Here is an 11950-nt window from a genome sequence, read left to right on the forward strand (position 1 = left end):
GTCAGAGCTCCGGAACGACGAGATCGGCGACGTGTGCGGGGACGACCAGTTCGGCCCCAGTGACCGCCTGCACGTCCGCGATCGAGAGCGAGGGCAGCTTTTCGCGCAGCACGAAGCGGCCGCCCTCGATGTCGACGACGGCAAGCGAGGTGTAGACGCGCGTCACGCAGGCCACGCCCGTCAGGGGCAGCGTGCAGCGCTTCACCAGCTTGGGCTTGCCATCCTTGGTGACGTGGTCGGTGATCACGGCGACGCGCTTGGCGCCGTGCACGAGGTCCATGGCCCCTCCCACCGCGGGGACGCCCCTCGGGCCAGTCGACCAGTTGGCGAGGTCGCCGTTTTCCGCCACCTCGTAGGCGCCGAGGATGGCGACGTCGAGATGGCCGCCGCGCACCATGGCGAAGCTGTCGGCGTGGTGGAAGAACGCGGAGCCCGGCTTCAGCGTCACGGCCTTCTTGCCGGCGTTGATGAGGTCCCAGTCCTCCTCTCCCTTCGGCGGCGACTCGCCGAAGTCGAGGATGCCGTTCTCGGTGTGGAAGATCGCCTGCCGGCCGGGCGGCTGGTACTGTGCCACCTTTTCGGGAAAGCCGATGCCGAGATTGACATAGGCACCGTCGGCGATGTCCTGCGCCGCCCGCCACGCAATCTGGTCGTTGCTCAGCTTGGCGGTCATGTCACGCGGCTCCCGGATACACGGCGTTGGCGCGGTTGAGGTCTTCCTCCTGCCGGGGCTCGGCGACGAGGACGACCTTCTGGACGAAGATGCCGGGCGTGATGACCGCTTCCGGGTCGATCCCGCCGGCCGGCACGACGCGGCGGGCCTGCGCCACGGTCTCGGCGGCAGCCATCGCCATCAGCGGATTGAAGTTCCGCGACGCAGCCCGGTAGGTGAGGTTGCCATGCGTGTCGGCGGTCTCGGCCTTCACCAGCGCGACGTCGGCCTTCAGCCAGCGCTCCTGCACATAGGGGCGTCCCTCGAACTCGGCGACGGGCTTTCCGGCGGCGAGCTCTGTTCCGTAGGAAGTGGGCGTGTAGAAGGCCGGGATGCCGGCTCCGCCGGCACGGATGCGCTCGGCCAGCGTGCCCTGCGGAACCAGCTCCAGCTCGATCGTGCCGGCGAGATAGCGTTCCGTGAACACCACCGGGTCCGCCGAGCGCGGGAACGAGCAGATCAGCTTGCGCACCATCCCCGCCTCGATGAGGGCGGCGAGGCCGACATGGCCGTTGCCGGCATTGTTGTTCACGACCGTGAGGTTGGTGGGGTGCCCGGTCGCCCGATACCGGTCGATGAGCGCGTGGATCAACTCGATCGGCGAGCCGGCGCCGCCGAAGCCGCCGATCATCACCGTCATGCCGTCCCGGATGCCGGCCACGGCGCCGCCAAGGTCTGGGACCGTCTTGTCCATCGGGGTCTCCCTCGCGCTCCGGACGCGTTCGTCACGCAGAGGGAATAGGCAGCGGCCGCACTTCCGTCCAGACGATTTGTGCGCTATCCGGTGTTTGTTCGCATATCGCTCACATCGGAAACTCAGGATGTCGGTCACTGAACGCGACCTGATGGGGGGACTGGCCAAGGGCCTGTCCGTCATCGAGGCATTCGTCCCGGAACGGCCGCGTCAGTCGATCTCCGACGTGGCCGCCGCGACGGGGCTCGACCGCGCCACGGCCCGCCGGTGCCTGCTGACGCTCTGGCACCACGGCTATGCTGATTACGACGGCAAGTTCTTCACGCTGACGCCGCGCGTGCTGCGCCTCGGCACCGCGTGCCTCGCGACGATGCCGCTGCCGCAACTCGTTCAGCCGCACCTCGACGCTCTGTCGGAGCAGACCGGGGAGAGCTCGTCCGTCTCGATCCTCGACGGAGCGGAGATCGTCTACGTCGCGCGCGCCGCGCAGCGGAAGGTCATGTCGATCACGCTCATGCCGGGCTCCCGGCTCCCCGCCTACTGCACCTCGATGGGCCGCGTGCTTCTCGCTGCACTGTCGCAGGCGGAGGCACGCGCCCGTCTGGGTGCCGGGACGCTGCCGGCGCGCACTCCACGCACGCTCACCGACCCGGAGGACGTGCTCGCGGAACTCGCCCGCGTTCGGACGGCCGGCTACGCTGCCATCGACCAGGAGGTCGAGGCCGACCTGCGCTCACTCGCGGTGCCGCTCGCGACGGCGCGCGGAACGGTTGTGGCGGCCCTCAATATCGGCCTGCCCGTCAGGGGCGAGCCGATGGATGACGTCGTCGCGCGCTACCGGCCGGCCCTGGCGGACGTCGCCGAGCGGCTCAGGGGTATCCTGCGCTGATCGTGCTGCCAAGGCGCAGGACGCCGTCGACCAGCCGGTCGATGTCGGCCCGGCGCGTGCGATGATTCACGATGGCGGCACGCAGCCAGTGCCGGCCCCTGACCACGGTGTCGGACAGCGTCGCCTCGCCTTCTTCCTGCAGCCGCATCAGGATCTCCAGGTTGAGGTTCCGCAGCCCGGCTTCGTCGAGGCCTCGGCCGCCATGGCGGAAGCAGAGGATGTTGAGCGGCCCGGGCGGCTCGACATCGAGCGCGGGCTCGGACGCGACGCGTGCGTACAGGTACCGCGTGAGGTCGATGTTCTGGTCGATCAGGCGACCGAACGCCTCAATCCCGTGCTCCTTCAGCGACATCCAGAGCTTCAGGGCGCGGAAGCCGCGAGACGTCTGCAGACCCCATTCGTGCAGCCATTCGCCCGAGGCGAGCCCGCGCGGCGCGGACATCAGGTACTCGGGCGTCACCGCAAAGGTGCTGCGATGCGCCGAGGCGTCGCGCACAAGGATGCAACCGGCCTCGAACGGGGCGTGCAGCCATTTGTGAGGGTCGAGGGCCAGCGAGTCCGCCTGCTCGATGCCGGCAACCAGACCCGACCGCGTGGGCGACACGGCGACGAGAGCCCCGATGCACCCGTCCACATGGAACCAGAGGTTCTCCTGGCGGGCGATGGCGGCCAGCGCCGGAAGGTCGTCGATCGCGCCGGTATTGACCGTCCCGGCGGTGCCGATGACGCAGGCGGGCATGTACCCCGCTGCGCGGTCCTCTTCGATGGCCCGGCGCAGGGCGGCGAGGTCGATGCGCATGTCTTCCCCGCTCGGGAGCCGTCGCAGCGCGTCGTCGCCGAGCCCAAGGCACTCCAGCGCCTTGCGATGGGAGCTGTGCACCTGGTCGGAGGCGTAGAACCGGAGGGGGCGGGGCAGGGCCGTCACGCCGAAACGGCGCACGTCCGCCCCCGCCTTCACGTTGCGGGCAATGTTGAGGCCCATGAGGTTGGCCATCGAGCCGCCGCTGACGAGTGCCCCGCTCGACCCCTCGGGAAAGCCCATCGCCTCGCGCAGCCAGCCGATCACCTCGGCGTCCATCATCGCCGCGGCGTGGCGGCCGCCGCCGAGGTTGGAGCCCTGCACCGCTGCGAGGAATTCGCCGAGTGCCCCGGTAAACGACCCGCCCCCCATGTACCAGGCAAAGAAGCGCGGATGGATGTTGCCCATGGGGTAGGGCATGAGGCTGCGGGTCAGCTCGCCGTAGACCTCATGCAAGGGCGTGGGACCGCGGGGCAGTGCCTGCTTGAAGGCAGCTTCGGCGGGGCCCGGATCCCGCCAGCACGGGCCGTCGCCGACGCTCTTAAGGTAGGCGATCGCGTCGTCCACCATCCGGTGGGCCACCGCCCGCGCCTCCTCCCAGTCCGCCGGATCCAGGCCGGCCTCGTCCTCGCTCACCGCAGGCCTCCCGGTCAGGCCGCGAAGCGGCAGGCGGGGGTCGAGCGAGACAGCGCGATCTCCTCTTCCGTCATCTCGGGCTCGATGCCTTCGAACAGTGGCGTAGACAGGTAGCGTTCGCCCGTGTCGGGAAGCATGGCGAGTATCGTTGCACCGGGCGGAAGGCTCTCCGCCAGCCGGCAGGCCACCGCGACGGTGCCGCCCCCCGAGATGCCGGTCAGGATGCCCTCGCGGCGCGCCAGTTCCTTGGCCATGGCGATCGCCTGCGGTCCCGCGATCGGCGCGAGTTCGTCGAAATAGCGCCGATCGACCGCCTCCTGCAGCACGAGGGGAACGAAGTCCGGTGTCCAGCCCTGGATTGGATGCGGCTCGAAAGCGGGATGGGTCTTCGCCGGCATACCGTCCGCCGTGCGCGGCTGCGGCTCGCCGCTCGCCAGCAGCGCCGCGTTTGCGGGTTCGGCGAGAACGATGCGGGTCTCGGGCCGCTCGCGGCGCAGCACCCGGCCGATGCCCGTCACCGTTCCACCCGTGCCGTAGCCCGTGACGACGACATCGAGGCGCTGGCCTGAGAAGTCGGCGAGGATCTCGCGCGCGGTCGTCCTCTCGTGGATGTCGGCATTGGCGGCGGTCTCGAACTGGCGAGCGAGAAACCAGCCATTGGCCTCGGCGAGTTCCACGGCCTTGCGCAGCATGCCGGTGCCTTTCTCGGCCCTCGGCGTCAGCACCACCTTGGCGCCGAGCATGCGCATGAGCTTGCGGCGCTCGACGGAGAAGCTGTCCGCCATTGTGACCACGAGCGGGTACCCCTTCTGGGCACACACCATGGCCAGCCCGATACCGGTGTTCCCGCTGGTCGCCTCGATCACGGTTTGCCCGGGCCGCAGCGCTCCTGAGCGCTCGGCGGCCTCGATGATGCCAAGGGCGAGCCGGTCCTTGACCGAACCGCCGGGATTGAAGAACTCGGCCTTGACGTAGATGCGCACATGCGCGGGGACATGGTTGAGCCTGATCACGGGAGTGTCGCCCACGGTCTCGATGACGGAGTCGAACAGGCGCCCCCGGCCATTCGTGGTCCGGACGTCCGGGCTCGCGGGATGCTCTGTCATGACGTATTCCCCCAGCTTACTGCACCGGCCCGGTCCGCTCCGGCCCGATGCGGGGTGGCGGCCGACGTGCTAAAACCATCTGTACCGCGAAGCGTGGGAGAGCCCGTGGAAGGGCGCGTGGAAACTGTCTTCGCTGCCTTGGCGAAGGATGACCCGGGTCTGGAGATCAGGCTGCTCGGGACCCCTGCCGTGACGCGGGGCGGCATCGCGATCGATATGCCGGCATCACGGAAGGTCGTGATGTTGCTGTCCTACCTCGTGCTCGCCACGCGGCCGGTCGGGCGCAGCCATGTCTGCGATCTCCTCTGGGATGTTCCCAACGACCCCCGCGGCGAGCTGCGCTGGTGCCTGACCAAGTTGCGGCGACTGCTCGATACGCCGGAGCGCGCCGTCGTCCAGGCGCAGGCCGACCATGTCTCGCTGGCGCTCGGGGAAAAGGAGGCGGACGTCCTCTCCGTCGAAGCCGCCAGCCGGGTGGGCATCGAACGGCTGGGAGCCGACGCGCTCGATGCGTTGGCCGGGCGGTTCGGCGGCGCCTTCCTCGACGGCATCCAGGCGGACCGCACGCCGGCCTTCGAAACCTGGCTCTCCGGCCGGCGGCGCCATTACCGGACCTTGCACCTCGCCGTTCTCTCCCGGCTGAGCGCCGTGCATCCGCCCGGTTCACCGGCCCGCCTCGCAGCCGTCGAGCAACTCGCAGCTCTGGCGACGGACGACGTGAACGCTCATCTCGCTCTGCTGGAGGAACTGGCGGAGCATCGTGACTTTGCGGGAGGAGAGGCCCATCTCTCCGCCGCGACGAGGCTCTTCGCCTCCGAAGGGCTCGACCCGGATCCCCTGCGGACGGCCTGGAGGACGCTGCGCTCGCGCGGCCAGTCGCTGCCTGCGCCACTCGATCCTGTGCCGGCCTCAGCCACTGCCAGGGACGCCGCGGGGCGGGTCAGCGATGCCGCCGTGCCTCGCGCAAGGCCTCGCGTCGCCATCATGCCACCATCGTCGCAATCACCGGGCGCCTCTCCCTTCGTCGACGCCATCGCCCACGACATCATCGGCCGCCTGGCCCGGCTGCGCTCCCTGGCCGTCATCGCTTGGGGTTCGGTGAGCGCCCTGGCGCGCCGCGGGCTCGCGCCCGACGAGGCCGCGACCGCCTTGCGCGCCGACTATCTCGGCAGCGTGTCCCTCCTGCGCGGCGGCGCTCGGGACAGCCTCGCCGTCGAACTCGTTGACACCGCCACGCTGAGCATCCTGTGGAGCGACACTTTCGAGCTCGGCCAAGGCGATGGGCTCGTGCTGCTGGAGACGGTGGGCGGCGCCGTCGTGTCGTCGCTGGCCCACGCCGTCGAGATCGCCGAGCGCAACCGGGCGCTTGTAAAGACGCCGGGTTCACTGGACGCGTGGGAAACCTACCACCGCGGCCTCTGGCACATGTACCAGTTCACCGAGGCCGAGAACCATTTGGCGCAGACCGATTTCCAGGCTGCGTCCGATCTCGATCCCACCTTTGCGCGCGCCTTCGCCGGTCTCTCCTTCACGCACTGGCAGAGCGCATTCCAGCGCTGGGGCGACAGGGCGGCAGAGACCGCGGCGGCGGAGGCTGCTGCCTCGCGCAGCCTGCTGGCGGATGACCTCGACCCCATGGCCCATTGGGCGATGGGCCGCGCACTTTGGTTGCGGGGCAGCCACGGGGAGAGCCTGTCCGAGCTGCACCGGGCTGTCGACATCAGTCCCAGCTTCGCGCTGGGCCACTACGCGATCGCCTTCGTGCAGTCTCAGTCGGGTGATCCGGGCGAAGCGATCCGGTCGGCCGAGCAGTCACGCCAGCTCAGTCCCTACGACCCGCTGCTTTTCGGTACCTACGGGGCGCTCGCCATGGCACATGCACGCCTCGAGCACTTTTTGGACGCGTCGGAATGGGCGTTGCTCGCGGCGGCCCAGCCGAATGCGCACAACATCATCCTCGCCATCGCGGCCCATTGCGCCGCCCTGGCGGGACGCATGGACGAGGCCAGGGGCCTTGCCGCCCGGCTGAGGATGCGCGAGCCGTCCTATACGACCGCAGACTTCCTCGCGACGTTCCATTTCTCGCAGGACGGCCAGCGCATCTTCCTGCAAGCAGGCCGCAGTCTCGGCCTGGCATGAGACTCACTGCCCACCCTGGTCCTGCAGCCAGCCTGTCGCTGCATCACCTTCCCGCGACCTCTCCGGGCCGTTTCGCTCGGTCCTCAGCGATCGGCTTGAGGTCCGTATATAATATGATAAATGGAGTGCGGGCCGCCTGAAGGCCCTGAAACACACCTGGGAGGTAAACCCATGAGGCGTATCCCGTTGCTCGCGGGCGCGATCGCGCTTGGCGCTTTGATGGTCGGTTCCGCAGTGGCGGCTGACAAGGGCACCGTGGGCGTATCCATGCCGACGAAGTCGTCCGCCCGCTGGATCGCCGACGGCGACAACATGGCAAAGGTCCTGACCGACAAGGGCTACAAGGTCGACCTGCAGTATGCCGACAACGACATCCCTAACCAGCTCGCCCAGATCGAGAACATGATCACCAAGGGCGAGAAGGTGCTCGTGATTGCGGCCATCGACGGCACGACGCTGTCGGGCGCCCTGCAGAAGGCTGCCGACGCCGGCATCAAGGTGATCTCCTACGACCGCCTGATCCGCGGTTCCGGGAACGTCGACTACTACGCCACCTTCGACAACTTCCAGGTCGGCGTGCTGCAGGCGCAGAGCATCGAGAAGGCGCTCGGCCTGAAGGAGGGCAAGGGCCCCTTCAACATCGAGCTCTTCGGCGGCTCGGCCGACGACAACAACGCCTTCTTCTTCTACAACGGCGCCATGTCGGTGCTGCAGCCCTACATCGACAGCGGCAAGCTCGTCGTGCAGTCGAAGCAGATGGGCATGGACAAGGTTTCCACGCTGCGCTGGGAGGCCTCCGTCGCCCAGTCCCGCATGGACAACCTGCTGAGCGCCTTCTACACGCAGAAGAAGGTCGATGCCGTCCTGTCGCCCTATGACGGGCTCTCGATCGGCATCATCGCGTCGCTGAAGGGCGTCGGCTACGGCACGCCCGACATGCCGATGCCGGTCATCTCCGGCCAGGACGCCGAGATCCCCTCGGTCAAGTCGATCATCGCCGGCGAGCAGACCTCGACGATCTTCAAGGACACCCGCGAGCTCGCCAAGGTGGCGGCCGGCATGGTGGACGCGGTGCTCTCCGGCTCCAAGCCCGAGATCAACGACACCAAGACCTACGAGAACGGCGTCAAGGTCGTTCCGTCCTACCTGCTGAAGCCTGTGGCCGTGGACAAGAGCAACTGGAAGCAGGTGCTCGTCGACAGCGGCTACTACAAGGCCGACCAGCTGCAGTAAGCAGCCGCGACGAACGCGATCCCGCCCGCCTCGCGCGGCGGGATCGCTCCTATGCGGCCGTGCTCGCGGCCATGTGGCGCGCGGCGCGGGCCAGTGCGATGATCGGCGCAGGGCCGGCGGAGAATCGGCATGGATGCAATCCTGGAGATGCGCGGGATCAGCAAGAGCTTCCCCGGCGTCTGGGCTCTCAGGAACGTCAACCTGGTCGTCAAGGCCGGGGAGATCCATGCCATCTGCGGCGAGAACGGCGCCGGCAAGTCGACGCTGATGAAGGTTCTCAGCGGCGTCTATCCCTATGGGTCCTACGAGGGCGAGATCGTCTACAAGGGGGAGGAGCGGCGCTTCGCCTCCATCTCCGACAGCGAGCACCTCGGCATCATCATCATTCACCAGGAGCTCGCCTTGGTGCCGCTCCTGTCGATCGCCGAGAACATCTTCCTCGGCAATGAGCCCGCCACCATGGGCGTCATCGACTGGAACCTCGCCTTCGACCGCACGCGCGACCTGCTGCGCAAGGTCGGGCTGAAGGAGTCGCCCAACGCACTCATCACCAATATCGGCGTCGGCAAGCAGCAGCTCGTCGAGATCGCCAAGGCGCTGGCCAAAGACGTGAAGCTCCTCATCCTCGACGAGCCGACGGCCAGCCTGAACGAGAGCGACAGCGCCGCCCTGCTCGAACTCCTGATGGAGTTCCGCACGCAGGGGCTCACCTCGATCATCATCTCCCACAAGCTGAACGAGATCGCCAAGGTCGCCGACAGCATCACGGTGCTGCGCGACGGCAGCACGGTCGAGACGATCGACTGCCACCGCGAGACGATCAGCGAGGGCCGCATCATCAAGAGCATGGTCGGACGCGAGATGTCCGACCGCTATCCGCCGCGTGAGCCGAAGATCGGCGACGAGCTGTTCTCGGTGAAGGACTGGTGGGTCGACCACCCGCAACACGCCGGCCGCAAGATCATCAAGGGCGTGGATCTCCACGTGCGGCGCGGCGAGGTTGTGGGCATCGCGGGCCTGATGGGCGCGGGGCGCACTGAACTCGCAATGAGCATTTTCGGTGGCGCCTACGGCAGCAACATCACCGGCAAGGCCTTCATGGAAGGGCGCGAGATCGACATCTCGACAATCCAGAAGGCGGTGGCGAACGGGATCGCCTACGTCACCGAGGACCGCAAGAGCCTCGGGCTCATCCTCAACGACGACATCAAGCACAACATCTCGCTGGTGAACCTCGACGGCGTCGCCGAGCGCGGCGTCATCGACGACGCCACCGAGATCGAGGTCGCGGCGCGCTACCGGCGCCAGCTCAACATCCGCTGCTCCGGCATCCTGCAGAAGACGCTCAACCTTTCGGGCGGCAATCAGCAGAAGGTCGTGCTGAGCAAGTGGCTGTTCGCGGACCCGCGCGTGCTCATCCTCGACGAGCCGACCCGCGGCATCGATGTCGGCGCGAAGTACGAGATCTACTCGATCATCAACGATCTCGCCGCCGACGGTCGCGGCGTCATCGTCATATCTTCCGAGATGCCGGAGCTGCTGGGCGTCTGCGACCGCATCTACGTGATGAATGAGGGCCGGTTCGTCGCCGAGATGCCGGCGGCCGAGGCGAGCCAGGAGTCAATCATGGCGGCGATCATGAGTCAGTACAGGGTGGCGCAATGAGCCAGGTCTCGGGAACGAAGGACGCTGCGGGCACTGCCGGAGCCGCCGAAGGGGCGTTCTGGAAAAGCCATTTGCGCGAATACGGGCTGCTGGCCTCGCTCCTCGTCATCATGGTGTTCTTCCAGGTGATGACGGGCGGGGTGCTGCTGCAGCCCGTCAACATCACCAACCTGATCCAGCAGAACAGCTACATCGTCATCATGGCGCTGGGCATGCTGTTCGTGATCGTCGGCGGCAACATCGACCTGTCGGTCGGCTCCATCGTCGGCTTCGTCGGCGCGGTTGCGGCCATGCTGATGGTCGGGTTCAAGATCCCGGGCCTCGAATTCGTCATCAAGGTCCACTGGATCCCTGTGATCGCCATCTCGCTGCTGCTCGGCGCGGCCATCGGCGCGGCACAGGGGTGGTTCGTCGCCTATGCCACGATCCCGGCCTTTATCGTGACCCTGGGCGGCATGCTGATCTTCCGCGGGCTCACCGGCAACATGCTGGCCGGCCAGTTCGTGGGACCGTTCGCCAACGATTTCCAGAACATCAGCAAGGGCTTCATCCCGGACTTCCTCGATGTCGGCGGCTTCCACTGGACGTCGATGCTGCTGGGGACCGCCGTCGCCGCCATCCTCTTCTATGTCGACTGGCGCAAGTGGCAGAAGGCCGGCGCCCGGCAGATGGAGCGTGAGCCGTCGCTGCTCTTCTACGGCAAGAACGTCGTCTTCGCCGGGCTCATCATCGGCGTCACCTACCTGCTCTCCTCCTACAAGGGGCTGCCGGTGGTGCTCGTCATCATGGGCGCGCTGATCCTGCTCTACAATTTCGTGACGACGCGCACCGTGATCGGCCGCCGCGTTTACGCGCTGGGCGGCAACGCACAGGCGGCGCGGCTGTCGGGCATCCGCACGCAGCGGCTGGCCTTCCTCACCTTCGTCAACATGGGCGCACTGGCCGCGCTGGCCGGCCTCATCGTCGCGGCCCGCCTCAACTCGGCGACGCCCAGCGCCGGCAACTCCTTCGAGCTCGACGTCATTGCCGCCTGCTTTATCGGCGGCGTCTCGGCCTCGGGCGGAGCGGGCCGGGTGATGGGCGTCGTCATCGGCGCCTTCTTCATGGGCGTGATGAACAACGGCATGTCGATCCTGGGCATCGGCATCTTCTGGCAGCAGGTCGTGAAGGGTCTCGTGCTGCTCGCGGCCGTCTATCTGGACGTCTACAACAAGAGCAAATAGCGCAAGCGTAACGGGAGGCCGCGTCGAATGATGCTCGACCTCGATCCGCCTTGGCGGAAGATGGCCCAGTCGCGGTCGGCGCATGATCTCGTCGCCAGCACGATCGGCCGGGGCATCATCGAGGGCGACTTTCCGACGGGCAGCATCCTGCCCGGCGACGGAGACCTGATGGAGCGCTTCGGCGTCTCCCGCACGGCGCTGCGGGAAGCCATGAAGACGCTGGCCGCCAAGGGGCTCATCGAGTCGAAGACGCGCGTCGGCACGCGCGTTCTCGACGAGACACGCTGGAACTGGTTCGACCCCGACATCCTCGCCTGGCGGCTGCAGACGGGCGTCGACATCGCCTTCCTGTCGCGCCTGTTCGAGATCCGCCTGGCGCTGGAACCGCTGGCCGCCGCCGCCGCCGCCTGCTTTCGCAGCGAGGCGGATCTCGTGGCCATCCGGACGGCGTGGGAGCGCATGAGCCGGCTGCCGACGACGCGGGAGGATTTCACCGCCGCCGACCTCGCCTTTCACCGCGGCATCCTCGATGCTTCCGCCAACCCCTTCCTTCATTCGATCGGGTCGGTGATCGAGGCGGCGCTGGCCATCTCCTTCATGATCAGCTCGCCCGCCGACGACGACGAGCGCGTGCTCCATTCCAGCCGCCAGCACCGCGCCATCTACGACGCCATCGCGAACCGCGACGCCCAGGCGGCAAGCGCGGCCATGACGGCCGTGGTCCTCCAGGGCGTCGAGAGCTCCGGCATCCACGGCGAGGACACCGACGTGACCGTCGCGCTGACGCTCTTCGCACGCTGAGGGCAGCCACGGGGCTGGCCCGTTGCGCGAGACGGGAGCAAAATGCGGCCAGT

General features: G+C 67.7%; 10 protein-coding genes. 6 read left to right on the forward strand and 4 right to left on the reverse strand.

Annotated elements, in window-relative coordinates:
- Nucleotide 1 precedes the first annotated feature (1 nt).
- Together AC5JCN_RS21395 and AC5JCN_RS21400 are read right to left on the reverse strand one after the other, a co-directional pair.
- Nucleotides 2-673 (reverse strand): 3-oxoacid CoA-transferase subunit B, encoded by a 672-nt coding sequence (locus AC5JCN_RS21395; protein WP_495757111.1) that lies wholly within the window; start codon nt 671-673, stop codon nt 2-4.
- Nucleotide 674: 1 nt separating this feature from the next.
- Nucleotides 675-1406, reverse strand: a complete 732-nt coding sequence (locus AC5JCN_RS21400) for a 3-oxoacid CoA-transferase subunit A (protein ID WP_495757112.1) — start codon at nt 1404-1406, stop codon at nt 675-677.
- Nucleotides 1407-1533: 127 nt separating this feature from the next.
- Here AC5JCN_RS21400 and AC5JCN_RS21405 point away from each other — a divergent pair, with 127 nt between their 5' ends.
- Nucleotides 1534-2295 (forward strand): IclR family transcriptional regulator domain-containing protein, encoded by a 762-nt coding sequence (locus tag AC5JCN_RS21405; protein ID WP_495757113.1) that lies wholly within the window; start codon nt 1534-1536, stop codon nt 2293-2295.
- Here the strand turns inward: AC5JCN_RS21405 and AC5JCN_RS21410 are convergent.
- Nucleotides 2276-3730, reverse strand: coding sequence for a pyridoxal phosphate-dependent decarboxylase family protein (locus AC5JCN_RS21410; RefSeq protein ID WP_495757114.1), 1455 nt, complete (start codon nt 3728-3730; stop codon nt 2276-2278). The two genes, AC5JCN_RS21405 and AC5JCN_RS21410, sit on opposite strands and share 20 nt — an antisense overlap.
- 14 nt (nt 3731-3744) lie before the next feature.
- Nucleotides 3745-4836, reverse strand: coding sequence for a cysteine synthase A (gene cysK, locus AC5JCN_RS21415; RefSeq protein WP_495757115.1), 1092 nt, complete (start codon nt 4834-4836; stop codon nt 3745-3747).
- A 117-nt stretch (nt 4837-4953) separates the two neighbouring features.
- Here cysK and AC5JCN_RS21420 point away from each other — a divergent pair, with 117 nt between their 5' ends.
- The 5 genes from AC5JCN_RS21420 to AC5JCN_RS21440 all read left to right on the forward strand — a co-directional run bounded on the left by AC5JCN_RS21420 (nt 4954) and on the right by AC5JCN_RS21440 (nt 11897).
- A complete protein-coding gene (locus tag AC5JCN_RS21420; RefSeq protein WP_495757116.1) occupies nt 4954-6975 on the forward strand; it encodes a transcriptional regulator in 2022 nt (673 codons plus the stop codon).
- A 171-nt stretch (nt 6976-7146) separates the two neighbouring features.
- Nucleotides 7147-8208 (forward strand): multiple monosaccharide ABC transporter substrate-binding protein, encoded by a 1062-nt coding sequence (gene chvE / locus AC5JCN_RS21425; protein ID WP_495757117.1) that lies wholly within the window; start codon nt 7147-7149, stop codon nt 8206-8208.
- A 129-nt stretch (nt 8209-8337) separates the two neighbouring features.
- Nucleotides 8338-9873, forward strand: a complete 1536-nt coding sequence (gene mmsA, locus AC5JCN_RS21430) for a multiple monosaccharide ABC transporter ATP-binding protein (protein WP_495757118.1) — start codon at nt 8338-8340, stop codon at nt 9871-9873.
- Entirely contained in the window at nt 9870-11096 is a 1227-nt protein-coding gene (mmsB, locus tag AC5JCN_RS21435; RefSeq protein WP_495757119.1) for a multiple monosaccharide ABC transporter permease, read from the forward strand. Before mmsA ends, mmsB begins: the two co-directional genes overlap by 4 nt.
- Nucleotides 11097-11123: 27 nt before the next feature.
- Nucleotides 11124-11897: a FadR/GntR family transcriptional regulator gene (locus AC5JCN_RS21440; RefSeq protein ID WP_495757120.1), complete on the forward strand. Its 774-nt coding sequence runs from the start codon at nt 11124-11126 to the stop codon at nt 11895-11897.
- The last annotated feature ends 53 nt before the right edge of the window (nt 11898-11950 follow it).

This window comes from Alsobacter sp. (assembly GCF_059501845.1).

Bases quoted from the DNA above. Each gene is read 5' to 3' on its own strand.
- cysK (WP_495757115.1), bottom strand. From the start codon at position 4,836: ATGACAGAGCATCCCGCGAGCCCGGACGTCCGGACCACGAATGGCCGG.
- AC5JCN_RS21395 (WP_495757111.1), bottom strand. From the start codon at position 673: ATGACCGCCAAGCTGAGCAACGACCAGATTGCGTGGCGGGCGGCGCAG.
- mmsB (WP_495757119.1), top strand. From the start codon at position 9,870: ATGAGCCAGGTCTCGGGAACGAAGGACGCTGCGGGCACTGCCGGAGCC.
- AC5JCN_RS21440 (WP_495757120.1), top strand. From the start codon at position 11,124: ATGATGCTCGACCTCGATCCGCCTTGGCGGAAGATGGCCCAGTCGCGG.
- mmsA (WP_495757118.1), top strand. From the start codon at position 8,338: ATGGATGCAATCCTGGAGATGCGCGGGATCAGCAAGAGCTTCCCCGGC.
- chvE (WP_495757117.1), top strand. From the start codon at position 7,147: ATGAGGCGTATCCCGTTGCTCGCGGGCGCGATCGCGCTTGGCGCTTTG.
- AC5JCN_RS21400 (WP_495757112.1), bottom strand. From the start codon at position 1,406: ATGGACAAGACGGTCCCAGACCTTGGCGGCGCCGTGGCCGGCATCCGG.
- AC5JCN_RS21405 (WP_495757113.1), top strand. From the start codon at position 1,534: ATGTCGGTCACTGAACGCGACCTGATGGGGGGACTGGCCAAGGGCCTG.